The organism is Paraburkholderia sp. Ac-20340 (genome assembly GCF_017104965.1).
Lineage (GTDB): Bacteria > Pseudomonadota > Gammaproteobacteria > Burkholderiales > Burkholderiaceae > Paraburkholderia.
In genome coordinates, this window is sequence record NZ_JAAGPR010000022.1 from 37268 (window position 1) to 60843 (window position 23576).

Genomic DNA, 23576 nt, shown 5'->3' on the forward strand with positions numbered 1-23576 from the left:
GCGCGCCAGCTTCATGCTCACGCGCGGCCTTCCATACATAACGATTCAGGAGTGCCTGCTGATGCAGTCGGAAAACAAGGGCGGGCAAAGCGGCCTGCCGCTCGCGGGCATACGCGTGCTCGATCTCTCGCGCATTCTCGCGGGGCCGTGGAGCGCAATGGTGCTCGGCGATCTGGGCGCGGAAGTCATCAAGGTCGAGCATCCCGATCGCGGCGACGATACGCGCGATTGGGGCCTGCGTATCGGCCAGACCGAGACCGCGTATTTCAACAGCGTGAACCGCAACAAGCGCTCGATCACGCTCGATCTGCAAACGCCCGAAGGCCAGCAGATCGCGCGCGATCTGGCCAAAACCTGCGATGTCGTGGTGCAGAACTTCAAGTTCGGCGGCGCGGAAAAACTCGGGCTCGGCTACGCGCAATTGAGCGCGGAGAATCCGCGTCTGGTTTATTGCTCGATCTCGGGCTATGACCGTTCGGGGCCCGAAGCAAAACGTCCGGGCTACGATCTCGTGGTGCAAGGCGAAGCCGGTTTGATGGCGCTGAATGGCGACGCCAATCAGCCGCCGCTGAAATTCGGCGTGGCCGCCGTCGATCTGTTTACCGGCATGTATTCCGCGCAGGCGATGCTCGCGGCGCTGTTCGAGCGCGAACGCACCGGGCGTGGACGTCACGTCGAAATGGCGCTTTTCGACTGCGGTCTGATGATCACGTCGTACTACGGGCTGGAAGCGCTCGTGATGGGCGAAGATCCGCCGCGCTATGGCAACGCGCATCCGTCCATCGTGCCTTATGGCGTGTTCGATGCGGCAGATGGCCCGCTTGTCATTACGGTCGGCAATAACAGTCAGTTCGAGCGTTTCGCGCGCGAAGTGCTCGAGCGCCCCGATCTCGCCGACGATGCGCGCTACAAGACCAATATTCTGCGCTCGCAGAATCGCGCGGTGCTGTTGCCCGAACTCACGCGCGAACTCGCCAGCCGTCCGCGCAAGCTGCTGCTCGAACGCCTCGCGGGCGCGGGCATTCCGTGCGGCGAAGTCGCGGGCTTGCGCGAAGCGCTGCTGTCGCCGCGCGCGACCGAAGCGGGGCTCGTTACGCAACAAGCGCATCCGCATACGGAAAGCGGCACGACGCCCGTGCTCGCGCCGCCCTGGCGCTTCGACGGCGAACGCATGCCGGTGCGCCGCGCGCCGCCGCAACTGGGCGAAGGCACGCGCGAAGTGCTGGCTGAAACGCTCGGTTACTCGGACGATCAGCTTGCGCAGTTGAAGAACAAAGGCGTCATTTGATTATTTAACCGATTTAAAACCTGTTGGATCAGGAGGCGTGTTGTGAAGATTCTGGTACCCGTCAAGCGCGTAGTCGATTACAACGTGAAGGTTCGTGTGAAGTCGGATGGCACGGGCGTCGACATCGCGAACGTGAAAATGTCGATGAACCCGTTCGACGAAATCGCTGTTGAAGAAGCGGTGCGTCTGAAGGAAGCGGGTGTGGCGACGGAAGTGATTGCTGTGTCCGCAGGCGTGACGCAGGCTCAGGAAACGCTGCGCACGGCGCTGGCGATCGGCGCGGATCGCGCGATCCTGATCGAGTCGAACGAAGACCTGCAACCGCTGGCTGTCGCGAAGCTGCTCAAGGCGCTGGTCGACAAGGAACAGCCGCAGCTCGTCATCCTGGGCAAGCAGGCGATTGACGACGATTCGAACCAGACCGGCCAGATGCTCGCCGCACTGGCGGATCTGCCGCAAGCGACGTTCGCTTCGAAGATCACGGTGGCAGACGGCAAGGCGACGGTTGCGCGTGAAGTCGATGGCGGCGCGGAAACGCTCTCGCTGACGCTGCCTGCAGTGGTCACGACGGACCTGCGCCTGAACGAGCCGCGCTACGTCACGCTGCCGAACATCATGAAGGCGAAGAAGAAGCCGCTGGAAACGATCAAGCCGGAAGACCTCGGTGTGGACGTCACGCCGCGTCTGAAGACCCTGAAGGTTGCCGAGCCGCCCAAGCGCAGCGCAGGTGTGAAGGTCGCGGACGTGAAGACGCTGGTCGAGAAGCTGAAGACCGAAGCCAAGGTGCTGTAAGGGGAGCGAGAAGAAAATGACGAATCTGGTTAATCTGGTAATCGCTGAACACGACGGTCAGTCGATCAAGGCCGCCACGCTGAATACGGTGGCAGCGGCACAGAAGATCGGCGGCGACGTGCACGTGCTGATCGCAGGTCACAACGCGCAAGCGGCTGCAGATGCAGCAGCGAAGATCGCTGGCGTTTCGAAGGTGCTGCTCGCCGACGCGCCGCAACTCGCGCAGGGTCTGGCCGAGAACGTCGAAGCCACGGTTCTCGCCATCGCGAAGAACTACTCGCACATCCTGGCTCCGGCAACGGCAGCGGGCAAGAACGTCACGCCGCGTATCGCTGCGAAGCTCGACGTCGCGCAGATCAGCGACATCACGGCAGTCGATTCGCCGGACACGTTCGAGCGCCCGATCTACGCTGGCAACGCGATTGCGACGGTGCAATCGGCTGATCCGGTCAAGGTCATCACGGTCCGTACGACGGCATTCGACGCAGTGGCGGCCGTTGGCGGCAGCGCAGCCATCGAAAAGCTCGGAGCTGCAGCCGACAACGGCAAGGCAGCCTTCGTTGGCCGCGAAGTCACGAAGCTCGACCGCCCGGAACTCACGAGCGCGAAGATCATCGTCTCGGGTGGCCGTGGTCTGGGTAGCGGTGAGAACTACACGCAAGTGCTGGAACCGCTGGCCGACAAGCTGAACGCCGCGCTGGGCGCATCGCGTGCAGCCGTCGATGCTGGTTATGTGCCGAACGATTACCAGGTCGGTCAAACCGGCAAGATCGTTGCGCCGCAACTGTATGTTGCGGTGGGCATCTCGGGTGCGATCCAGCATCTGGCCGGCATGAAGGACTCGAAGGTCATCGTCGCGATCAACAAGGACGAAGAAGCGCCGATCTTCAGCGTGGCCGATTACGGCCTCGTCGGCGATCTGTTCACCGTGACGCCTGAACTGGCCGCCGCGCTCGGCTAAACGCCACACCGCGCGCAAAAGCGCGCAAACCCCGCCCCGCCGCGTATGCAGAACGCACGCGCGCGGGGCGTTTTCATTGGCGCCGACACCGCATCGCCCACACATCGCCGCACCCGGTTATATTGCGCGTGGAACCGCGCAAAGCCTCGCCTGCGCCCGCCGCCATTCCATCGGCACTGATCGACACACTCGCCAGCCAAGCAAACGCCCTCGCGATGGAGCACGCCTACGTCCAGTTGCTGCACCTGCTCGCCGATTACCCCGGCTGGACGCTCGCGTTCGTGGTGCTCGCAGCTTTCCTGGAGTCCCTGGCGCTGATCGGCACGTTCTTCCCCGGCAGCACCGCCATGTTCATCGCCGGCGCTTTCGCGGGCACCGGCACGCTCAATCTGGGCTGGCTGTTCGTCTGCGCCATCGCGGGCGCGGTGGCCGGCGACGCGCTGAGCTTCTGGATCGGCCATCGCTACCGCGACTCCATCGCGCGCGTCTGGCCGTTCAGCAAGCATCCGGCGATCCTCGAAAAAGCCCAGGCGTACTTCGTGAGCCACGGCACGCGCAGCGTGATCCTCGCGCGTTTCGTCGCGCCGCTGCGCGCCGTGGTGCCCATCGTCGCGGGCATGGCCGGCATGGCGCCGTGGCGCTTCTTCGTGATGAACGTGGTGTCCGCACTGGTCTGGGCGCCCGCGCACATCCTGCCGGGCGTGGTGTTCGGCGCGTCGCTGCAACTGGCGGGCGCGGTGTCGTTCCGGCTGGTGGTCGCCCTCGCCATGATCGTGCTCGCGCTCTGGCTGATCTGGCGGTTCACGCACATCCTGCTGGAACATCTGGACAACTGGGCCAGCGCCTCGCGGCGCGGCGTGTCGCGCTGGGCGTCGCAGCATGAAGGCACCGCGGCGCGCCGCCTCGTGCGCCTGCTCGATCCGAAACAGCCCGCGCTGGGCGCGGTGCTCGTCATCACCGCGCTCGTGCCGCTGTGCGCGGCGGTGTTTTCGTACATCCTCGGCAACCTGCTGCGCGGCGATCCGCTCGTGCAGATCGACCAGTCGGTGCGCCAGTTCCTGCAGTCGATCCACACGACCTGGGCGGACACCGTGCTCGCGCACGTCGAAACGCTGGGCAGCAACTACACGCTCGCCGCGCTCGTGCTGACCGTGACGGCGTGGATGGCCGTGGAGCGGCGCTGGCGCACCATCACCTACTGGATGCTGGCGGCGGCGCTTTCGCAGGTGCTGATCCTGCTGCTGCGGTTCGCGATCCACCACGGCTCGCCGGGCGCCGCGCACGTGGGCGCCTACGTGTTCCCGAGCGACCGCGTGGCGTCGATGGTGATCGTCTACGGCTTCACGATGTTCCTGCTGGTGCGCCGCGTGAAGATGATCGAGGCGGCCATCGTCGCGACGGTCGGCAACGGCATCGTCGTATCGGTTACGTTCGCGGGCCTGTATTTCGACCGCTTCCTGTTCTCGGACGCCATCGGCGGCGCGGCCTTTGCGTCGATCTGGGTGGCGGCAGTCGTGCTGCTGTCGCTGTGGCGCTATCCGGCGCGGCCCTCCGAGCGCAACGCGATGCCCGCCATCGTGTTCGCGGTGCTGGCGCTCGCGTTCGTGCTGCAGCGCGGCGTAGCCGAACGCGAGGCGGAGCGCGCGTCGAGCGCCACGGCCACGCCCACGGTGGTCGCGCAGATGACGTGGACGGACACGCTCTGGCGCAATTTCGCCTGCTACCGCGTGGACATGAAAGGCGAGCGCCGCGAACCGATGACGCTCCAGTGGGCCGCCAGCGCCGCCGATCTGCGCGCCGCGCTGCACGAAGCGGGCTGGAGCGAAGGCGAGCAGATATCGGCGAAAAGCGTGCTTTCGCTGATCGCGCCGAACGTGGATGCGCTCTCGCTGCCGCTGCTGCCCAAGCTCAACAACGGCCTGCCTTCGACGCTGATGTTCGCGCGCGTGCACATCCCCGACGATCCGCAGCGCCCCGGCAGCCGCCGCGACGTGCTGCGCTTCTGGCCGACCGGCTATGCGCTGGCCGCGCGCGCGGGCTCGACGGCGGCGCAGGACGCGCGCAACGCTTTACAGACCGATGCGGTCACGCCCGCGACCATCGTCGCGAATGACGCGAGCGGAGCCAGCGACGCCAAACCCGTCATCGCAGCGCAGCAAGGCCCGGAACTCACGCCGATCTGGGTGGGCTCGCTGGTGCACGAGCGCCTGCGGCGCGCGTCCTGGCCTTTCAATGTGCTGACGACCTACGTCGACCACAAGCCGACGCTCATCCTCGACGCCGGCAGCAGCGCGAAAGACGGCGCACCGCCCGGCTGGCGCATCATCACGATGCCGGGCAGCGAGGGATGCGAGGGACGTCCGGTGATGCTGGTGGTCTCGGGCGGACGCTGAGCGCGTCAGCCTTCGGGGCCGTCGCCCCAGTTGCCTGAAGCGTGATAGCGGTCGATGCGCTTGCGGGCATCGGTATAGGCCGCGTCCAGCGCGGCATCGGGGCCGATGTAATTGCGCATCAGATCGTGAAAGCGCACGCTGCGCCCTTCCAGATGCGCATCCGCGCCGTGCTTGCAGATATAGCCGCTGTAGTGGAACAGCGGCTCGGGCGAGCGCGGCCCGAATGCCGGAATCGGCAATACCCAGATTTCGAAGCCTTCGTGCTCGGTGTGATCCCACATGGTGCGTCTCCTCTAGCGTCGGCACTCACCCTGGTTCTGGAAAAAACAGACCGCACGGCGACTATCCTCCCATGCCGTGACACCGTGCTGCAAACCGCGTTTGCCATGCTTGCCGCTTAAGCGCCTGCTTTTTAGAGTTTGGCTACACTATGCGAGCCCCGTGCGAGCACGCCCCGCGCGGGCGCACATGCGCAGGCACCCCGCAGCAGACTATTCAGCAGACTACTCGAGCGATACCCCACATCATGACGCCGGCCTCACTCACGCAGGAACCGCAGTCCGTCTCCAGCGCCGTTACGCGCAGCGCCTTTTTCATCGTCGCGACCATCAACGAAGATGCCACGAGCCGCGCCGCCGTGCGCGCCTGGTGCGCAGACGTCGCCAATCTCGTGCGCGCGGTCGGCAAGCGCGTGCCGGGCGGCAATCTCTCGTGCGTGGTGGGCTTTTCCTCCGACGCCTGGGACAAGCTGTTCGGCGAGCCGCGCCCTGCCGCGCTGCATCCGTTTCGCGAATTCGGCTCGGGCGAGCGCAAGGCCATCGCCACGCCGGGCGACATCCTGATGCACATCCGCGCCGATCAGACCGATCTCTGTTTCGAACTGGCCACGCAACTGATGAAGCGCCTCGAAGGCGCGGTCACGACCGTGGACGAAGTGCACGGTTTCCGCAACTTCGACATGCGCGCGATGATCGGTTTCGTCGACGGCACGGAAAACCCGGTCGGCAACGAAGCCGTGCATTTCACGGTGATTCAGGATGAAGACGCCGAATTCGCGGGCGGCAGCTACGTGCTGGTGCAGAAGTACCTGCACGACATGAAGGGCTGGAACGCGCTGCCCGTGGAGGCGCAGGAACACATCATCGGGCGCACCAAGCTGCAGGACATCGAACTCGACGAAGGCGTGAAGCCGAGCTGGTCGCATAGCTCGCTCACCACGCTCGACGACGCCCAGGGCAACGAGATCAAGATCCTGCGCGACAACATGCCGTTCGGCCGTCCGGGCCAGGGTGAATTCGGCACCTACTTCATCGGCTATGCGCGCGATCCGCAGCCCATCGAACAGATGCTGGAGAACATGTTCGTCGGCCTGCCGCCGGGCAATTACGACCGTCTGCTCGACTTCAGCCGCGCGGTGACCGGCGGGCTGTTTTTCGTGCCGTCGCAGCCGCTGCTCGAAGCGCTCGCGGATCAGGAGCCGGGCGCGGCGCCCACGATCGACGTGGACAGCCACGATCAAACTGAATCCGAGCCCGCCACCGCAATTTCCGCGGACGGCTCGCTCGCCATCGGTTCCCTTAAAGGAGCACCCCGGTATGAATAATCTCCATCGCGAACTCGCGCCCATTTCCACGGCCGCGTGGTCGCAGATCGAAGAAGAGGTCGCGCGCACCTTCAAGCGCTCGCTCGCAGGCCGCCGCGTCGTGGACGTGAGCGGCCCCGGCGGCGCGGATCTCGCGGGCGTCGGCACCGGTCACCAGAACGGTATCGAAGCGCCGTTCGACGGCATCCGCGCGCGCCAGCGCGAAGTGAAGGCGCTGGTCGAACTGCGCGTGCCGTTCGAACTCTCGCGCGAAGCCATCGACGATGTCGAACGCGGCGCCGAAGACTCCGACTGGCAGCCGGCCAAGGACGCGGCCACGCGTCTCGCCTTTGCGGAAGACCGCGCGATTTTCGACGGCTACAAGGCCGCGCAGATCACCGGCATTCGCGAAGGCACGTCGAACCCGGTGCTGCATCTGCCCGCTGAAATCGCCGATTACCCGGCGGTGATCGCGCGCGCGCTCGAGCAACTGCGTTTGCAAGGCGTGGATGGGCCGTATGCGGTGCTGCTGGGTTCGGATGCCTATACGGCGGTGAGCGAGGCGAGCGATCAGGGCTATCCGATTCTCGAGCATATTCGCAGGCTCGTGAATGGCGAAATTCTGTGGGCGCCGGCTATCGAGGGCGGCGCGATCGTGACCACTCGCGGCGGCGATTTTGCACTGCATCTCGGCCAGGATGTGTCGATCGGCTATTCGTCGCATGACGAGAAAAGCGTGCGGCTTTATCTGCAGGAGAGCTTCACGTTCATGATGCTGACTGCTGAGGCTTCGGTAGCAGTGACCGGCGAGGTCGAGGAAGCGAAGGCCAAATAGGCGTCTTTCGCTTGTAGAGAGGTAAAGAGCGCTTGATTAGCGCTGATGCCGTTCAGTCGAATGACTGAACGGCATTTTTGTTTTTGAGGTGCGCAAATTTCATGGCTTGTTGCGTAACGAATTCGGACGTTTCTTATATTGCCGCCCCTTCCTGATCGCGAAGTATCGAGGTAGCGAGCGAGTCCTCGCTCACTGCCGCATTCGCTGGCTATTTCAGCGATTGCTCTCGTCTACCTGGAGGAGATATCGGAATGTCGAATCAGAAACAGCGCAATAACGCGATCATTGTGGAAAGGCAAATAAACCAAGGGAGCGAAGCATGATGAGGCGCGCATTCCTTGGAGTCGGCGATAGAGCCGCAGACGCCGTAGTCATGGAAGGTTTGCCTGATGTCACATGCTCCGATCCCCCGCCTTTAGTGCAGATCTCAACCCTTTACATGAAGACGTGGTGCAACGCATGCAAGCGGGAAGGTCACATCGCACCACGAGGGCCGCGCCACGAAGGTACTGGATCGAACGGCCAGAGATGGGCGCTTAGCGGCGACATCAACATATGCGGTTGCTCTCCACCGCCCGTGTTTTACGCTGAACGAAATATGGCCATGATTTTTACGGAGCATGAGTCAACCGCGCTGACCGCTCTGGCTATTGCGACGGCATCGATCGGCACTGCTACCGGAAAGGTTTGCGATGAGCAAGTCCGAATCACCAGCACGTTACCCGCGCCGATCGGCTATCCGTATTGCATCGAGACATCGTCAGGCGCACTCCATAGCGGGCGAGTTGACTTGCACGGACTCTTACCGCGCGTGTTCACAGACAATGCCGAGACCTACACCGTTCATTGGGGAGAGGAAGCCTTGGATCATGAGGGGTGGAAGTGATGCCAAATGCGAAAACTGTTGTTCTCACTAACACCACGCCCGGGTCGATCAAGGAAGTCTCTTTGAAGGTCGTCACCTTCTCTGAACTTTGGGAAAACTATCCAATGGGCGATCCCTACGATAACCCTGACTACGAAAATCAATGCGCAATTCGCATGAGCGTTACGCTTCATCGTGTCGGCATCGGGATGAAGTCGTTCTCCCAAAAGCTGGTTCGGCCAATGAACGGGGACAAGATCGGGAGAATTCTGCTTGACGGAAAACCAACGGCTACCCGCGCGGATGAAATGGGACAATGGCTCAAACTGCAACCATTCGCCGGCCTTCCCAAGCCTGAAGACATTACGGGATCGGACTGGGAAGCAAGAGTCAAGGGCCGCACAGGGATCATTCAGTTTTCGCGCTACTGGACACGCGGAAGCGAAAGCGCTGCGAATGCGAGTGGCGGACACATCGACCTGTGGAACGGATCGCGACTTACGATAAGCAGCGCATCCGATGCGTTGGCAACGATAGGCCGCTTCTTCGGCAAGGCTTCATTTCGCCAGGGAGCCACTTTTGCGCCCAGAGTAAGCTGGTCCGATCTTGCGGGTTCGAAGTCGATTCTGTTCTGGGAAATCAAATGAGAAGACTTGTAATACTTTCAGTATTCACGATCGCAGGGTGTATCACTGCTATAGCCGTTATGGGCATACTTCTCGCTTTTGACAAAAACCCCGGATGTGGTCTGGATTGCCCAAGCGCAAAGTCTACAGTTGCTATTTACTCAGGCATCTTAACTGTGCTGGCATTCCCAGTATTGAGTTATCTGCTTTTGCGTCAGGGAAAGGATGGATTTCGCCGTGCTTCTGTTGTTCTGGCGGCGATGATCGTGATTGCGCTACTTGGAGCCGGTACTCACTACGTCATCGAATTGCACGAACAATATCGCGCAGCTGAAACCGCAAGACCCGTCGTTGCAGACTTCGACTTTATGTACATGGCAATAGCAACCCGGGACGTTCAGACATATACCAAGGCAGAGGAAAGCAAACCGAAAGCCGCCAGCGTCATCCCGCAATGGCAGCGCTGTGTGATTGACGGTGCATCATGCGACCGTCAAACCGTGCAGGCGCATATGCGCTGCAAAGCCGGTGTGGTGTACGTCAATCAGGCTGACTGGCAAGCATTTGCGTTGATTCCACGCGAAAACCTACGCGGCGCAGTTGCAATGAAATCCATGAATCTTTGTGCACCCGACAACACCCCGGACGAATAAGACTATCATCGCGGTTACGAAAGCCCCGCAGTTGCGGGGCTTTCTTTAATCGGGCGTGAACCGGTTCACAAACTGCTCAAACCCTCACTGATAAAAATTCAACGTCACAACCGCCGAGCGACCCGGTGCCCACGTTGCGTAGATCGGGTACGCGCTCTGGTAGTACTCCTTGTCGAAGATATTGTTCACGTTGAGTTGCAGATCGATCTTCTTCGACACACGCCACGTCGCCGATGCATCGAAACGCGCATAGCCCGGCGTCCACTTGCGCGTCGTCGACGACACCGAAGCGTAGGTCAGGCTCGACACCGTCGCACCCGCGCCCAGCGTGAGCTTCGGCAGCACGTCATAACTCGTCCAGAGCGTGAAGTTGTGCTTGGGCACCATCACCATCGGCAGACCCGAGTTTTGCGGCGCGGTCGGACCGGCGTTGGTCGTGATCGCATCCAGATACGAGTAACCGCCGAACACGGCCCACTTGTTCGTCACATTGCCCGCGAAGCCAAATTCAAAGCCGCGCACGCGCTGCGAACCCGCGTTGATCGTGCCGCCCAGGCCATCGCTCACGCGCGCATTGGTCTTGTCGGTCTGGAACAGCGCCGTGGTCAGCGAAAGACGCTTGTCGAGCACGTCCCACTTCGCACCCACTTCGATATTGCGCGAGCGTTCCGGCGCGAGATCCTGGTTGGTCGCCGTGATCTGGTCGGTGCCGCCGCCCAGGCCCGAGTTCGAGCCCGGCGGATTCGACGAGGTGCCATACGACGCGTACAGACTCACCGTCTCGATCGGCTTGAACACCAGGCCGAACTGATAGCTGAACATGTTCGACGTGTTGCTCAGATCGGCCACGCCCTGCTGCTGCGCGTTCACGTCATAGCGGTCGAAGCGCATGCCGGCGTTGAAGATCCAGCGATCGGACAGTTGCACGCTGTCGAACAGATACGCCGATGCCGTATTCGTGCGCGTATGCGTGGCCGGTCCCGGGAAGCTCTTGTCGCCGTTGAGCGTGATGTTGCCGGTCCACGGGTTGTTCGCGTTCCAGCCATTGACCGTCGTGCAGTTGTACGCGATCGAGCACGGGCCGCCCGAGCGGATGTTGTTGCCCGCCGAATCGGTCACGAGGTAGCCCTCGTAGAGATCCTGCTCGTGGCTGAATTCCACGCCCGCGGTAAGCGTGTGACGCATGCCGTAGAGGTCGAACTTGCCGTTCGCTTCGGTCTGGTTCGACACGCTGTTGGTGGCGTACTTGCCGCTCTTGGCCTGCAGGCTCAGGATGTTCGAGGTCGCGCTGGTCAGCTGCGGATTCGTCGCAATGTAATCGAGCGTCGAGCGGCCGAACATCGTCGTGTTCTTGATCTTCCACGCGTCGTTGATGCGATGCTCGACCTTGATTTCGCCGGTGTCGTTCTGGCCGCGGCGATAATCGCGCGAATTCAGGCCGTAAAACTGGCTGCGATTGCTCGAGATCGGCGTGCCGCCCGTCGAACGGAACGGCACGCTGAAGTCCGGCATGTCGTACGTATTCAGATGGTAGTAGCTCAGCGTGACCGTAGTCGGCGAATTCAGGCCGAACGCGACCGACGGCGCCACGCCCCAACGCTTGCTGTAGACATTGGTGCGGCCCGCCACATCGGAATCGTGGCCCATCACGTTCAGGCGGAACGCGGTGGTGTCGTTGACCTTCTGGTTCCAGTCGATGGTTGCGCGGCGGAAGCTGTCCGTGCCCAGTCCGACGCTGCCGTTGATGAAGTTATCGGCCGTCGGCGTCTTGGTGGTGATGTCGATGCTGCCGCCCACCGATCCGCGCCCCGCGTACACCGAATCCGGGCCCTTCACGACGCTGATGTTTTCCACGTCGAAGGTCTCGCGGTTCTGCACGCCCGAGTCGCGCATGCCGTCCACGAAGATCGAATTGCGCGATTCGAAGCCGCGAATCACCGGACGGTCCGCCGACGGGTTCGCCGCCGCGTCGCCGCCCAGGAAGGTGATGCCGGGCACCGTGCGCAGCGCGTCTTCGAAGGTCGACACGTTCTTCTGCTTGAGCACTTCCTGTGGGATCACCGTGACCGAACGCGGCGTGTCGATGAGCGGCGAGGTGAACTTGTACGAGGACAGCGACTTCGTCTGCATGTCCGAAGGCGCCGACGAACTCACCTTGACCGCAGGCAGCGTGGCATCGGCCGACGAGGTGGTCGAAGCGGCACTGGCGGCGGCAGCGGCGCTGGCGGAAGCCGGCACGGCAGGCGCAGCCTGCGCGTGAGCCGCGGACGTGGCGAAGAAACCGGAGCAATACAGGGCTGCTACGGACGCGACTGTGCGCATCCGCGTCGGGATGATGACGGACATGGTTAGGCGGTTTGATCGAAGGCGCGAGCCTATGCGCAGCCGATGCAGGGCGTCATGCCCCCGCCGCGCCAGCGCCAGGAAAAGCCTTGTAGTTGTCGTGTTTTGTCGTACTTGCGAATGCGAATGTTTCTCATTCGCTTAAGCAATTGTAATTATTCGTGACACTCATGTAAACACTGAATAGTGAATTTGTAGGGAAACGCTGACAGAATTTGGGAATAGCGTCCCGCCCATCTGGCCGGCCGAAGCACCGCGCGGCGATATTGAGCGCTACGCCAGCCACGCGCGGACCGGTATGATGGCGGGCTCGCACCGGGCACGCGGGCCAGCCTGAAGCCGCGCCCGGCCGCGCACTGCATCCATTCACGTACGACCCAGAGGAAGACGCCATGACGGCCGCAGCACAATCCACCCAATTCGACCAGGTTTCCGTAGTCAAACGCGCCAACGTTTATTTCGACGGCAAGTGCGTGTCGCATACCGTGCTGTTCGCAGACGGCAGCCGCAAGACGCTCGGCGTGATCCTGCCGTGCCAGCTGAATTTCGGCACCGACGCGCCCGAACTGATGGAAGTGCAGGCCGGCAAATGCCGCATCCGCCTCGACGGCAGCGAAGAGTGGAATACGTACAGCGCGGGCGAGTCGTTCTCGGTGCCGGGCAAGAGCCGCTTCGACATCGAAGTGATCGAGACGCTCGACTACGTCTGCAGCTACCTGTAAGCGTCGGCGCACCCGCGCTCCCGTTTCGTACGCCCGCCGTGCCTTGTGTACGGCGGGCGTTTTCGTTGGTGCCGGGTCGGTGTCGAATCCTTGCCGGTGATTTGCGGCCTGAGCGCGTCTGAAAGACGCCATCGCTACAATTGACGCCGTCGTTTCCCCTTCCCGCTTCCTTCTCCCGCTACACCGTGCTGCCCATCGATCCCGCTCCGCGCCCGCGCGCTCGTCCCGATTCCGAACGTCCTGCCGCGCGCAGCCCGCTGCTCACGCTTGGCGTGGTGACCGTGCTGACCGGCATCGGCGCGGGTCTGGGCGGCATGTCGCTCGCGCTGCTGCTGCACGCGATCCAGCACTTCGCGTACGGCTATAGCCAGGCGCATCTGATCGGCAACGAGAGTTTTCTGCAGGGCGTGACAGGCACTGCGCCGCTGCGGCGTGTGGCCGTGCTGGTGGCGTGCGGGCTGATCGGCGGCGGCGGATGGTGGACGCTGTATCGCTATGGCCGGCCGCTCGTGAGCATCAACGCGGCGATCAAACCGGGCGGCCCGCGCATGCCGGTCGGCGCCACCGTCGTGCATGCGCTGCTGCAAATCGTGACGGTGGCGATGGGCTCGCCGCTCGGCCGCGAAGTCGCGCCGCGCGAGATCGGCGCGGTGATCGCAAGCTGGCTCGCGCGGCGCACCGGCCTGACCGCCGCCGAACGCCGCGTGATGATCGCCTGCGGCGCGGGCGCGGGTCTCGCCGCGGTGTACAACGTGCCGCTGGGCGGCACGGTGTTCGTCCTCGAAGTGCTGCTGGGCACTTTCGGCTGGTCGGCGGCCGTGCCTGCGCTCACGACGTCGGCGATTGCCGCCGTCATCGCGTGGATCGGCCTCGGCGACGAGCAGCAATATCACGTGCCCGCCTACACGATCAACGCGCAACTGGTGGTGTGGTCGGTGCTGTGCGGGCCGCTATTCGGCGCGGCCGCGCATCTCTTTACGCGCGTGACGAGCCGCGCGCGCGACGCCTCGCCCAGGGACTGGCGCCTGCCTTTGTACGCGGTGCTGAATTTCGCGGCCATCGGCGTGCTGGCAATCTGGTTTCCGCAATTGCTGGGCAACGGCAAAGGGCCGGCCGGGCTGAGTTTCGACGATAACCTCGGCATCGGCCTCGCGGCCAGCTTGCTGGTGCTCAAGGTGCTGATCACGACGGGCACGCTGCGCGCGGGCGCCAAAGGCGGCCTGCTCACGCCGGGTCTCGCGAACGGCGCGTTGCTCGCGATCGTGATCGCGGGCCTCGTCAATCACCTATGGCCGGGGCTTTCGGCGGGCGCGTTTGCGATCGTGGGCGCGGCGGCGTTCCTCGCCGCGTCGATGCAGATGCCGCTGACCGCCACCGTGCTGATGCTGGAATTCACGCACGTGAACCACGATCTGGCGATTCCGATGCTGCTGGCCATCGCCGGATCGGTGGCGACCTTGCGGCTGCTCGCGCGTGCGCAACGGCCTGCGCGCGGCACCACGGCGGGCCGCATGTCGGATGAAGAACGGCAGCGCCGCCTCGCGGCCCTGCGAGACCCGACGGCGGCGCGCGAAGCGTCGGACTGACGCTTCAAACCATCACGCGCCCAGATCCGCGAGCGGATGCACCTGGGCGCGCCACGGCGAGCAGAGGAAATGCTGCACGCGTTGGTCGCGCACTTCGGCGAGCGTGGCCGGCGCCCAGCGCGGTTTGCGGTCTTTATCGATCAGATGCGCGCGCACGCCTTCGCAGAAGTCGCCCTCTTCGATTGCGCGCGCAACGATCCCGAGTTCCATGCGAAAGCTCTCCGCGAGTGTCATCTGCCGGCCGCGCAACAGCGCTTCGCGCGTGACTTCGAGCATCGTCGGCGAATAGTGCGTGAGCGCTTCGAGTGTGGCTTCGAGCCATGCGCGATCGGCATCGGACGGTTCGCGCTCGAGATCGGCGCGCAAGGACGCCACGATGTCGAACACGCGCAAGCGGCGATTGAAATGCTTCGCGATCAGCGCTGCGTGCGCGCTCAACGCACCCGCGTTCGCTTCGTGACACGGCGCGTCGAACACGCGGCGCAGCGTTTCGCGCACATTGCCATCGACATGCGTTTGCGCGAGCCGCGCCTCGTAACCGTCGAGCCATTCGCCCGGCACGCAGACATCGGCGAGATGGCAGTGAAGCGCATCCGCGCCGCTGAGCATCGCGCCCGTGAGGCCCACGTAAAGCTCGGTTTCCACCGGCATTCTGGCGAGAAAATGCGTCGCGCCCACATCAGGCAGCAAGCCGATGCGCGTCTCCGGCATGGCGATCTTCGTGCGCGTGGTCGCCACACGCAGCGCCGCCGCCTGGCCGAGGCCCATGCCGCCGCCCATCGTCACGCCATCGAGCAACGCCACGAGCGGCTTGTCGAAGGTATGCAGCGCGTAATCGAGCCGGTATTCGTCGACGAAAAACTGCTGCCAGCCCTCTTCGCCCAGACGCTCGCCCGCGCGCGCCAGCCGGTCGATCGCACGCACATCGCCGCCCGCGCAAAAGCCCTTCGGCCCCGCGCCTTCGAGCACCAGCGCGACGATGGCGTCATCGCGGCGCACGCGTTCGAGCAACCCGGCGATCTCGCGCACCATCGCATGCGACAGCGCATTGAGCGCAGCCGGACGATTCAAGGTGACGATCGCAACGCGGTTGACGACGCGAAATAGCACGTCCGGCTCGGCTTCCGTTGAAACCTGCGTGGAAGCGGGTATTGCATTCATTACTTAGCTCTCCGTTTCAATATGCCAGCGCGGCTTGCGTTTCTCCAGAAACGCATTGACGCCTTCGCGCTGGTTGGGCGAATCGAACAAATCGACCATCATCTCGCGCTCGACTGCCAGTGCAGCGTGGCGCGGCACGCCGTTGCGCGCCTGATGAATCAAGGTCTTGCTGGAGGTCACCGCCTGCGGGCTCAGCGTCGTCACGCGCGCGGCCATCGCCAGCGCCGCGTCGCGCGCGCCGCCCTGCGGCACCACTTCCTCGACCAAGCCGATGCGCAGCGCCGTGGCCGCATCCACGCGCTCGCCGGTCAGGATCATGCGTTTGGCCCAGCCTTCGCCCACGAGCCAGGGCAGCGTCTGCGTACCACAACCGCACGGCAGCAGGCCGACAGCAGGCTCGGGCAAGGCCAGCTGCGCGTGTTCTTCGGCGATGCGGATATCGCAGGCCAGCGCGCATTCCAGCCCGCCGCCCATTGCATAGCCGTTGATTGCGGCGATCACCACGGCGCGCGCGTTCTGCAAGGCCTCGAAGGCGGCGCCGAATGCGCTGGCCGCCGTGCGTGCGACGTCGCGATGGCCATCGGCGAACGCGTTGAGGTCGGCACCGGCGCTGAAGAACTTCGGGCCGCTGCCGGTGATGACGATGGCACGCACGCGCGCCTCGCGATTGAACGCCTCGATCACCTGCTGAAGCTGGCGCAGGCCGTCGATCGTGAAGGCGTTGGCGGGTGGCCGCGCGAGCGTGACAAGCGCAACCGCGCCGTCGTGCACGTACTCGAATTCGATCATTTCGGACTCTGTCTTTATTTCAGCGCAGATCCGGGAAATCTTCTTCCCAGTATTCGTCGGGCTGGCGTGCAGGCTCTGCCGTGCGCTCCATCTCGCGGCGGCGCAGTTCGACGCGGCGAATCTTGCCTGAAATCGTCTTCGGCAAATCGCTGAATTGCAGACGGCGGATGCGTTTGTACGGCGCGAGTTTTTCGCGCGAGAAACGGAACACTTCGCGCGCGAGTTCGGGGCCGGCTTCATAGCCCTGACGCACGATCACGAAGGCTTTCGGCACGCAAAGACGCAGTTCGTCCGGGCTTGGCACGACGGCGGCTTCCGCAATGGCTTCGTGTTCGATCAGCACGCTTTCCAGTTCGAACGGGCTCAGGCGGTAGTCGGACGATTTGAATACGTCATCGGCGCGGCCGACGTAGACGAAATAGCCGTCGTCGCGGCGCAGCGCCACATCGGAGGTGTGGTAATAGCCGTTGCGCATGGCGTATTCGCTGGCCTTCGCGTTGTTCGCATAGCCCGTCATCAGACCGAGCGGACGCTGCGCCAGCGGCAAGGCAATTTCGCCTTCGCTCGCGGGTTGATCGTCGGCATCGACGAGTTCGACGCGATAACCGGGCAGCGGCCGCCCCATCGATCCGGCCACCACCGGCTGGCCCGGCGAATTGCCGATCTGGCAGGTGGTTTCGGTCTGCCCGTAACCGTCGCGGATCGTGATATTCCACGCGTGACGCACGCGTTCGATGATCTCGGGATTGAGCGGCTCGCCCGCGCCGACGATCTCGCGCAGCTTGACCGCGTGACTCGCCAGCGGTTCCTGCACGAGCATGCGCCAGACCGTGGGCGGCGCGCATAGCGTGGTCACGCCGCATTGCACGAGCGCAGCGAGCGTGTCTTTCGGCACGAAGCGCGCGTAGTTGTAGACGAACACGCAGGCCTGCGCATTCCACGGCGCGAAAAAGCAACTCCACGCGTGTTTGGCCCAGCCCGGCGAGCTGATATTCCAATGGATATCGCCGGGCATCAGGCCGATCCAGTACAGGGTCGAGAGATGGCCGACAGGATAGCTCTGGTGCGTATGTTCGACGAGCTTGGGCTTCGAGGTCGTGCCCGACGTGAAGTACAGCAGCATCGGATCGGTGGCGCGCGTGGGGCCATCGGATTCGAATGCCGCGCTCGATGCGTAGGCCTGCGAAAGATCGATCCAGCCTTCGCGCGACGCCCCCACCGCGATGCGCTTCACGCTCGTATCCAGCGCGTCGAACTTCGCGAGTTCGGCCGCGTCGACCACGACAAACCGCGCGCCGCCTGTTTCTACACGCTCGCGCACATCGTCGGGCGAAAGCTGCGTGGTGGCGGGCAGCACGATCGCGCCCAGCTTCATCGCCGCCAGCATCACGTCCCAGAGTTCGACGCGGTTCGGCAACATCAGCAGCAGACGGTCGCCGCGCCCCACGCCGTGCTCGCGCAGAAAATTCGCCATGCGCGAGGAGCGTTCGGCCATCTGCGCATAGGAATATTTCGTGCCGCCATCGGCGAGGTCGTCGACGATCCAGAGCGCCGGCTGATCGTTATCGCGCGCAATCACGTCGAAGTAATCGAGCGCCCAGTTGAAGGTGTCGAGTTGCGGCCACTCGAATTCGGCATAGGCGCGATCGTAGTCGGTGCGGTGGCGCTGCAGCAGATCGCGCGCATCGATGAAGGCCTGCGCGGAAGGGGTGAACCTGTTCATCGCCGATGTCTCCAGTTTATGCGCCGTTTCGCGCTTTTTATTTGATTCGCAATCCTTTGTTTATTTCAAAGCTGCCGCGCAATCACCATCCGCTGCACTTCGCTCGTGCCTTCGTAAATCTGCGTGATGCGTGCGTCGCGGTAATGACGCTCGACCGGATAATCGTTGAGGAAGCCATAGCCGCCATGAATCTGGATCGCGTGCGAACAGACTTCCTCGGCCATTTCGGAGGCGTAGAGCTTGGCCTGCGAAGCCTCCGAAAGACAGGGCTTGCCCAGCGAGCGCAGCCGCGCCGCATGATGCACCAGATGCCGCGCCGCGTTGATGCGCGTGTGCATGTCCGCCAGCATGTTCGCCACGCTCTGATGCCCGATGATCGCCTCGCCGAACTGCACGCGCTCGTGCGCGTACGCGCGCGCCGCATCGAAAGCCGCGCGTGCGATCCCCAGCGCCTGCGCCGCGATGCCAATGCGCCCGCCCTCCAGATTCGACAGCGCGATCTTCAGCCCTTCGCCGCGCTGGCCAAGCAGATTCGCTTCGGGAATCGCGCAATCGACCAGCGAGATCGGGCAGGTATCGGAAGCGCGAATGCCCATTTTCTTTTCGGGCGGCCCGACGTTGAAGCCCGGCGTGCCGGTCGGCACAACGAAGGCGGACAGACCGCGCTTGCCCGCATCGGCATCGGTCACGGCAAACACGATCGCGAGGCTCGCGCGCGAAGCATTGGTCACGAACTGCTTGTTGCCGTTGAGCACCCACTGGCCGTCGCGCAGTTCGGCGCGGGTGCGCAGATTGCTGGCCTCCGAACCGGCCTGCGGCTCGGTCAGGCAGAACGCGCCGATCATCTCGCCGCTCGCGAGCTTGGCCAGCCAGCGGTCTTTCTGCGCATCGCTGCCGTACTGCAGGATCGGGCCGCAGCCCACCGAGTTATGCACGCTCACGAGCGTCGCGCACGAGGCGCAACCCGCGGCGATCTCTTCCATCGCGAGCGCATAGGCCACGTAGTCGGTGTAGGAACCGCCCTGCTCCTGCGGCACGATCATGCCGAGAAAGCCCAGTTCGCCCAGTTGCGCGACGATCTCGTCGGGCAGCTTGCCCTCGCGGTCCCATTGCGCCGCATTGGGCGCGAGGCGCTCGCTCGAAAAATCGCGCGCGGCGTCGCGAATCATGCGTTGATCGTCGGTATAGAACTCGTCCATCGCTGTCTCCTTCCTGACCACTCTTTGCTGTCTGTGCGCAGGCTCGCGCGGCCGCATGACATGCACTGTCGCGCGGCGCGGCGCTGGCCGCAAGGCTCCTGAAAAGTGTAGGCAGGAGCGCGCCCGCATTCGATGCCCGCCACGCTCAAAAGTGCCGATCGGATTTGCCATAATGGCTTCGATATCCGCTACAGAGGCCCATCCGTGCAGCCAGGGAAAACCAGCAAAGTGAGCGAAAAAGGCACGATCGCGATGAGCCTCGTGCAGGAAACGGTCGCCCTTGCGCGCTCGCGCGGGCTGGACGCGACGCCGATCGCCCACGCAGCCGGCATCGCGCTCGACGCCCAGACACGCGTGAGCGCCGCGCAATATGGCGCACTGTGGGCCGGCATCGCCCGCGCGCTCGACGACGAATTCTTCGGCCAGGATTCGCACGCGATGAAGAGCGGCAGCTTCATCGCCATGACGCACGCCGCGCTGGGCGCGCGCACGGGCCGCCAGGCCTTGCAGCGCACCGTCCACTTCATGCGGCTCGTGCTGGACGACCTCGCGGGCGACATCGACATCGACGCCACGCGCGTGCGCATTGCGCTGCGTCATCGCGACGGCACGGCCGCGCCCGCGATGTTCGCTTACGCCACCTGGTTCATCCTCGTTTATGGGCTGCTGAGCTGGCTGGTCGGGCGGCGCATTCCGGTGATCGCGGCGCGCTTTCGCTGCCCCGCGCCCCACGCCGCGCAGGAATACCAGACGATGATCTGCGACGACATCGCCTTCGCGCAGGCCGATTCGTGGTTCGACCTCGCGCCCGCGTTTCTCGATCTGCCGGTGATCCAGACGGCGGCATCGGCGCGGGCTTTCCTGCGCAATGCGCCGGGCAACTTCGTCGTCAAGTATCGCAATCCGGGTTCATACGCGGCGCGCGTGCGGCGCACCTTGCGGGCGCTGCCCGCGCACGCCTGGCCGGACGCCGACGCCGTCGCGCAGCAGTTGAACGTCGCGCCCGCGACGCTGCGCCGCCGGCTGCAACTGGAAGGCCATAGCTGCCAGTCGATCAAGGACGAATTGCGCCGCGATCTGGCCTTGGCGGCCTTGCAGGACCCCACGCGTTCAGTCGCGGATGTGGCCGCCGCCGTGGGTTTCGCGGAGCCGAGCGCGTTCCATCGCGCCTTCCGCAAATGGACAGGATTGCGCCCGGGCGAATATCGCCAGGCGCGCGAGCGGGCGGCGGCAAAAGTACGTTGAATAGCGCGTTGAATGCACAACGATTTCTTACTCAAGCTCACCTTTCAGTTATCGAGATAGCGTCTATACTTTTTAGGGTTATCCCTAATACGAAAGGTCATGTCATGACTTCCCTTTCACGTATCGCGCTTGGCGTGGTCGCAGTGGCTTGCTGCGTGGCCTCGGCATCGGCATTGGCGCAGCCGTACAACCCCTCGGCGCCGATGAGCCGCGCCCAGGTGCGCGCCGATCTCGCCGAATGGCGCGCAGCGGGCTACGATCCGCTCGACTGGATCGATTACCCCGAAAACGCCCAGCGCGCCGGCGCGATCGTGGCGGCACGACGCGCGGCTCGCGCGACAGGTGGCATGCCGCAGCCGATGCAGTAAGCGTCAGTAAGCGGCAACAAGCAGCAGTCGGCGCCGCTGTCCGGTTTCATCGGCGCCTCTCCCCAGGCGGGAGCGTCGATCCGCTAATCGAGGCGGATCGAGGCTCTCGCCTTGTTCGTTTTTGGCTGCCCGCAGCGCAGCAACTGTTGCACCCACTCCACGCCCGCCCTGCCGGCATTTCTGCGCTTGCCGGACAATTGTTTACAATCCCGCCCGTAGCGGCGTGAACCGGCATCCGCGACGCCTTCCGTCGCCCGCCCGCCGACGCCGATCTCAACAACAAATCAACCCGCTCGACTCTCAAGGGCCCGATCTTCATGGACGCCATCAAACGCTATTTCGGCTTCGAAGAAGCAGGTACTAACCTGCGCACCGAAGTCCTCGCCGGTTTCACGACCTTTCTCACGATGGCCTACATCATCTTCGTGAATCCGTCGATTCTCGGCGACGCCGGCATGCCCAAGGAAGCCGTCTTCGTCGCTACCTGCCTCGTGGCAGCGCTGGCGTCGATCGTCATGGGTCTGTACGCGAACTATCCGATCGCGCTTGCGCCCGGCATGGGCCTGAACGCGTACTTCGCCTACGCCGTGGTCAAGGGCATGGGCTTCACGTGGCAAGCGGCGCTCGGCGCCGTCTTCATCTCGGGCTGCCTGTTCTTCGTCGTCACGCTGCTGCGCGTGCGCGAGGCCATCATCAACGGGATTCCGCATTCGTTGCGGGTCGCGATCACATCCGGTATTGGCCTGTTCCTCGCGATCATTTCGCTGAAGACCTCGGGCGTGATCGTCGGCAGCCCGGCTACGCTCGTCGAGCTCGGCAATCTGCATGATCCGCACACGATCCTCTCGATCATCGGCTTCTTCGCGATCGTCACGCTCGACGTGCTCAAGGTGCGCGGCGCGATCCTGATCGGTATCGTCGGCGTGACCGTGCTGTCGTTCTTCTTCGGCGGCAACCAGTTCCACGGCATTTTCGCGGCGCCGCCGTCGATTGCGCCGACCTTCGGCCAGCTCGACATCAAGGGCGCGCTCTCGGGCGGCATCCTGAACGTGGTGCTGGTGTTCTTCCTCGTCGAACTGTTCGACGCAACCGGCACGCTGATGGGCGTGGCGAACCGCGCGGGCCTGCTCGTGCACGGCAAGATGCACCGCCTGAACCGCGCCCTGCTGGCCGACAGCACCGCGATTCTCGCGGGCTCGGTGCTCGGCACGTCGTCGACCACCGCTTACATCGAAAGCGCCTCGGGCGTGCAGGCGGGCGGCCGCACCGGCGTGACCGCGCTGACCGTCGCCGTGCTGTTCCTCGCGTGTCTGTTCATTGCGCCGCTCGCAGGCGTGGTGCCGGCGTACGCGACCGCACCGGCGCTGCTGTACGTCTCGTGCCTGATGCTGCGCGAACTCGCCGACCTGCCGTGGGACGACGCCACCGAAGTCGTGCCGGCCGCGCTCACCGCGCTGGCCATGCCGTTCACGTACTCGATCGCCAACGGCGTCGCGTTCGGCTTCATCTCGTATGCGGGTCTGAAGCTGCTGACGGGTCGCGCGCGCCAGGTGCGCCTGATCGTCTGGATCATCGCGGCCGTGTTCCTGTTCCGCTACTTCTACCTGGGCGGCGGCTAAGCTTCACGGCCGACGCACGGCGGATTTCCATCCGATGCGATCAAAAACGGGCGGCCTGCGGGTCGCCCGTTTTTCGTTGTAGCTTTCGATTCGTCGATGAAGCGCGAGCGAGGTCAAGGTTCCGGGCGCGCATATGCACAGCGGCGCGCGGGCTCCGTATCATACGCAGACCCGCAAGCCAGGCCTCACACAACAATCTCGCGCCAAGGAGCCGCATAGTGGCCACATTCCCCGCCGCCGCCGAACGCTATTCCCGCCCTTCCATCCTGTTTCACTGGGCGATTTTTCTGCTCGTTGCGCTGGCGTATCTGGCGATCGAGATTCGCGGGCCGAAAGGTTCGGACAGCCGCGCGCTCTGGAGCAACGTGCATTTCTGGGCCGGCACGCTGGTGCTCGTACTGGCCGTCCCGCGCCTGCTCTGGCGTCTGTGGCACGGCGCGCCGCATGAAATCGACTCGAACCGCGTGCTCACTTTTCTTTCGCGGCTCGTGCATCTGGCGCTCTATCTGTTCATCTTCCTGCAACCGCTGCTCGGCATTCTGACGATCAATCTGGGCGGCCATCCGGTCACGCTCGCCGGGCTCGATCTGCAGATCACGCTGGTGGGCGCCGACCCGCTCGCGCGTAAGGTCGTGAAGGACGCGCACGAACTGATCGGCAATGCGTTTTATTGGGTGATCGGCGTGCATGCGCTCGCGGCCATCGCGCATCACCTGATCTTCAGGGACAACACGCTGCGGCGCATGATCTGACGACGGTTTAATCCAGCACAAATGAAATCGCCCCGCAGCACACATCGCATTGCGGGGCGTTACAGAACAGCGCG

At 63.9% G+C, this 23576-nt stretch carries 22 protein-coding genes; 16 read left to right on the forward strand and 6 right to left on the reverse strand.

What is annotated here, in order from left to right:
* The first annotated feature begins 61 nt into the window (after nt 1-61).
* The 4 genes from G3N59_RS24215 to G3N59_RS24230 all read left to right on the forward strand — a co-directional run bounded on the left by G3N59_RS24215 (nt 62) and on the right by G3N59_RS24230 (nt 5434).
* Nucleotides 62-1288, forward strand: coding sequence for a CaiB/BaiF CoA-transferase family protein (locus tag G3N59_RS24215; protein WP_205985341.1), 1227 nt, complete (start codon nt 62-64; stop codon nt 1286-1288).
* A 42-nt stretch (nt 1289-1330) separates the two neighbouring features.
* Entirely contained in the window at nt 1331-2080 is a 750-nt protein-coding gene (locus G3N59_RS24220) for an electron transfer flavoprotein subunit beta/FixA family protein (protein WP_205985342.1), read from the forward strand.
* A gap of 25 nt (nt 2081-2105) precedes the next feature.
* Entirely contained in the window at nt 2106-3041 is a 936-nt protein-coding gene (locus tag G3N59_RS24225) for an FAD-binding protein (RefSeq protein WP_205985420.1), read from the forward strand.
* 128 nt (nt 3042-3169) lie between these two features.
* Nucleotides 3170-5434, forward strand: coding sequence for a VTT domain-containing protein (locus tag G3N59_RS24230; protein ID WP_205985343.1), 2265 nt, complete (start codon nt 3170-3172; stop codon nt 5432-5434).
* Between the two features lie 5 nt (nt 5435-5439).
* Here the strand turns inward: G3N59_RS24230 and G3N59_RS24235 are convergent, their stop codons facing one another.
* A complete protein-coding gene (locus G3N59_RS24235) occupies nt 5440-5715 on the reverse strand; it encodes a hypothetical protein (RefSeq protein WP_205985344.1) in 276 nt (91 codons plus the stop codon).
* Nucleotides 5716-5960: 245 nt separating this feature from the next.
* On the opposite strand from G3N59_RS24235, the gene G3N59_RS24240 reads away from it, so the two are divergent.
* The 5 genes from G3N59_RS24240 to G3N59_RS24260 all read left to right on the forward strand — a co-directional run bounded on the left by G3N59_RS24240 (nt 5961) and on the right by G3N59_RS24260 (nt 9995).
* Nucleotides 5961-7037 carry a Dyp-type peroxidase gene (locus tag G3N59_RS24240; protein WP_205985345.1) on the forward strand — a complete coding sequence of 359 codons (1077 nt, stop codon included), beginning with the start codon at nt 5961-5963 and terminating at the stop codon, nt 7035-7037.
* Nucleotides 7030-7851: a family 1 encapsulin nanocompartment shell protein gene (locus G3N59_RS24245; protein WP_205985346.1), complete on the forward strand. Its 822-nt coding sequence runs from the start codon at nt 7030-7032 to the stop codon at nt 7849-7851. The genes G3N59_RS24240 and G3N59_RS24245 overlap by 8 nt, the downstream gene beginning before the upstream one ends.
* A gap of 604 nt (nt 7852-8455) precedes the next feature.
* Nucleotides 8456-8737, forward strand: a complete 282-nt coding sequence (locus tag G3N59_RS24250) for a hypothetical protein (protein ID WP_205985347.1) — start codon at nt 8456-8458, stop codon at nt 8735-8737.
* On the forward strand, nt 8737-9363 hold the full coding sequence (locus G3N59_RS24255) for a type VI secretion system amidase effector protein Tae4 (protein ID WP_205985421.1): 627 nt from the start codon (nt 8737-8739) through the stop codon (nt 9361-9363). The genes G3N59_RS24250 and G3N59_RS24255 overlap by 1 nt, the downstream gene beginning before the upstream one ends.
* Nucleotides 9360-9995, forward strand: coding sequence for a hypothetical protein (locus tag G3N59_RS24260; protein WP_205985348.1), 636 nt, complete (start codon nt 9360-9362; stop codon nt 9993-9995). Before G3N59_RS24255 ends, G3N59_RS24260 begins: the two co-directional genes overlap by 4 nt.
* An 84-nt stretch (nt 9996-10079) precedes the next feature.
* Here the strand turns inward: G3N59_RS24260 and G3N59_RS24265 are convergent, their stop codons facing one another.
* Entirely contained in the window at nt 10080-12125 is a 2046-nt protein-coding gene (locus tag G3N59_RS24265) for a TonB-dependent siderophore receptor (RefSeq protein WP_241023954.1), read from the reverse strand.
* Here G3N59_RS24265 and G3N59_RS37360 point away from each other — a divergent pair.
* The 3 genes from G3N59_RS37360 (at nt 12124) to G3N59_RS24275 (ending at nt 14646) form a co-directional block, all read left to right on the forward strand.
* Nucleotides 12124-12255: a hypothetical protein gene (locus G3N59_RS37360; RefSeq protein ID WP_277397932.1), complete on the forward strand. Its 132-nt coding sequence runs from the start codon at nt 12124-12126 to the stop codon at nt 12253-12255. The two genes, G3N59_RS24265 and G3N59_RS37360, sit on opposite strands and share 2 nt — an antisense overlap.
* Before the next feature lie 475 nt (nt 12256-12730).
* Nucleotides 12731-13060 carry a pyrimidine/purine nucleoside phosphorylase gene (locus G3N59_RS24270; protein WP_205985350.1) on the forward strand — a complete coding sequence of 110 codons (330 nt, stop codon included), beginning with the start codon at nt 12731-12733 and terminating at the stop codon, nt 13058-13060.
* A gap of 314 nt (nt 13061-13374) precedes the next feature.
* On the forward strand, nt 13375-14646 hold the full coding sequence (locus G3N59_RS24275) for a chloride channel protein (protein WP_205985422.1): 1272 nt from the start codon (nt 13375-13377) through the stop codon (nt 14644-14646).
* 12 nt (nt 14647-14658) lie between these two features.
* On the opposite strand, the gene G3N59_RS24280 is transcribed toward G3N59_RS24275, so the two are convergent.
* The 4 genes from G3N59_RS24280 to G3N59_RS24295 all read right to left on the reverse strand — a co-directional run bounded on the left by G3N59_RS24280 (nt 14659) and on the right by G3N59_RS24295 (nt 19518).
* Entirely contained in the window at nt 14659-15807 is a 1149-nt protein-coding gene (locus G3N59_RS24280; RefSeq protein ID WP_205985351.1) for an enoyl-CoA hydratase/isomerase family protein, read from the reverse strand.
* Between the two features lie 3 nt (nt 15808-15810).
* Nucleotides 15811-16596 carry an enoyl-CoA hydratase gene (locus G3N59_RS24285; RefSeq protein WP_205985352.1) on the reverse strand — a complete coding sequence of 262 codons (786 nt, stop codon included), beginning with the start codon at nt 16594-16596 and terminating at the stop codon, nt 15811-15813.
* 19 nt (nt 16597-16615) lie between these two features.
* Nucleotides 16616-18319 (reverse strand): AMP-binding protein, encoded by a 1704-nt coding sequence (locus G3N59_RS24290; RefSeq protein WP_205985353.1) that lies wholly within the window; start codon nt 18317-18319, stop codon nt 16616-16618.
* A gap of 65 nt (nt 18320-18384) precedes the next feature.
* Nucleotides 18385-19518, reverse strand: a complete 1134-nt coding sequence (locus G3N59_RS24295; RefSeq protein WP_205985354.1) for an acyl-CoA dehydrogenase family protein — start codon at nt 19516-19518, stop codon at nt 18385-18387.
* A 252-nt stretch (nt 19519-19770) separates the two neighbouring features.
* On the opposite strand from G3N59_RS24295, the gene G3N59_RS24300 reads away from it, so the two are divergent.
* From G3N59_RS24300 to G3N59_RS24315, 4 genes are all read left to right on the forward strand, one after another.
* Nucleotides 19771-20763 carry an AraC family transcriptional regulator gene (locus tag G3N59_RS24300; RefSeq protein ID WP_241024004.1) on the forward strand — a complete coding sequence of 331 codons (993 nt, stop codon included), beginning with the start codon at nt 19771-19773 and terminating at the stop codon, nt 20761-20763.
* A 104-nt stretch (nt 20764-20867) separates the two neighbouring features.
* On the forward strand, nt 20868-21131 hold the full coding sequence (locus G3N59_RS24305) for a DUF4148 domain-containing protein (protein WP_205985356.1): 264 nt from the start codon (nt 20868-20870) through the stop codon (nt 21129-21131).
* 317 nt (nt 21132-21448) lie between these two features.
* Entirely contained in the window at nt 21449-22750 is a 1302-nt protein-coding gene (locus G3N59_RS24310; protein WP_027817000.1) for an NCS2 family permease, read from the forward strand.
* Nucleotides 22751-22968: 218 nt separating this feature from the next.
* A complete protein-coding gene (locus tag G3N59_RS24315; protein ID WP_205985357.1) occupies nt 22969-23502 on the forward strand; it encodes a cytochrome b in 534 nt (177 codons plus the stop codon).
* The last annotated feature ends 74 nt before the right edge of the window (nt 23503-23576 follow it).

Coding starts and splice junctions, on each gene's coding strand:
- G3N59_RS24215 (WP_205985341.1), top strand. CDS start 62: ATGCAGTCGGAAAACAAGGGCGGGCAAAGCGGCCTGCCGCTCGCGGGC.
- G3N59_RS24235 (WP_205985344.1), bottom strand. CDS start 5,715: ATGTGGGATCACACCGAGCACGAAGGCTTCGAAATCTGGGTATTGCCG.
- G3N59_RS24240 (WP_205985345.1), top strand. CDS start 5,961: ATGACGCCGGCCTCACTCACGCAGGAACCGCAGTCCGTCTCCAGCGCC.
- G3N59_RS24245 (WP_205985346.1), top strand. CDS start 7,030: ATGAATAATCTCCATCGCGAACTCGCGCCCATTTCCACGGCCGCGTGG.
- G3N59_RS24250 (WP_205985347.1), top strand. CDS start 8,456: ATGATTTTTACGGAGCATGAGTCAACCGCGCTGACCGCTCTGGCTATT.
- G3N59_RS24255 (WP_205985421.1), top strand. CDS start 8,737: ATGCCAAATGCGAAAACTGTTGTTCTCACTAACACCACGCCCGGGTCG.
- G3N59_RS24260 (WP_205985348.1), top strand. CDS start 9,360: ATGAGAAGACTTGTAATACTTTCAGTATTCACGATCGCAGGGTGTATC.
- G3N59_RS37360 (WP_277397932.1), top strand. CDS start 12,124: ATGTCCGAAGGCGCCGACGAACTCACCTTGACCGCAGGCAGCGTGGCA.
- G3N59_RS24265 (WP_241023954.1), bottom strand. CDS start 12,125: ATGCAGACGAAGTCGCTGTCCTCGTACAAGTTCACCTCGCCGCTCATC.
- G3N59_RS24270 (WP_205985350.1), top strand. CDS start 12,731: ATGACGGCCGCAGCACAATCCACCCAATTCGACCAGGTTTCCGTAGTC.
- G3N59_RS24275 (WP_205985422.1), top strand. CDS start 13,375: ATGTCGCTCGCGCTGCTGCTGCACGCGATCCAGCACTTCGCGTACGGC.
- G3N59_RS24280 (WP_205985351.1), bottom strand. CDS start 15,807: ATGAATGCAATACCCGCTTCCACGCAGGTTTCAACGGAAGCCGAGCCG.
- G3N59_RS24285 (WP_205985352.1), bottom strand. CDS start 16,596: ATGATCGAATTCGAGTACGTGCACGACGGCGCGGTTGCGCTTGTCACG.
- G3N59_RS24290 (WP_205985353.1), bottom strand. CDS start 18,319: ATGAACAGGTTCACCCCTTCCGCGCAGGCCTTCATCGATGCGCGCGAT.
- G3N59_RS24295 (WP_205985354.1), bottom strand. CDS start 19,518: ATGGACGAGTTCTATACCGACGATCAACGCATGATTCGCGACGCCGCG.
- G3N59_RS24300 (WP_241024004.1), top strand. CDS start 19,771: ATGAGCCTCGTGCAGGAAACGGTCGCCCTTGCGCGCTCGCGCGGGCTG.
- G3N59_RS24305 (WP_205985356.1), top strand. CDS start 20,868: ATGACTTCCCTTTCACGTATCGCGCTTGGCGTGGTCGCAGTGGCTTGC.
- G3N59_RS24310 (WP_027817000.1), top strand. CDS start 21,449: ATGGACGCCATCAAACGCTATTTCGGCTTCGAAGAAGCAGGTACTAAC.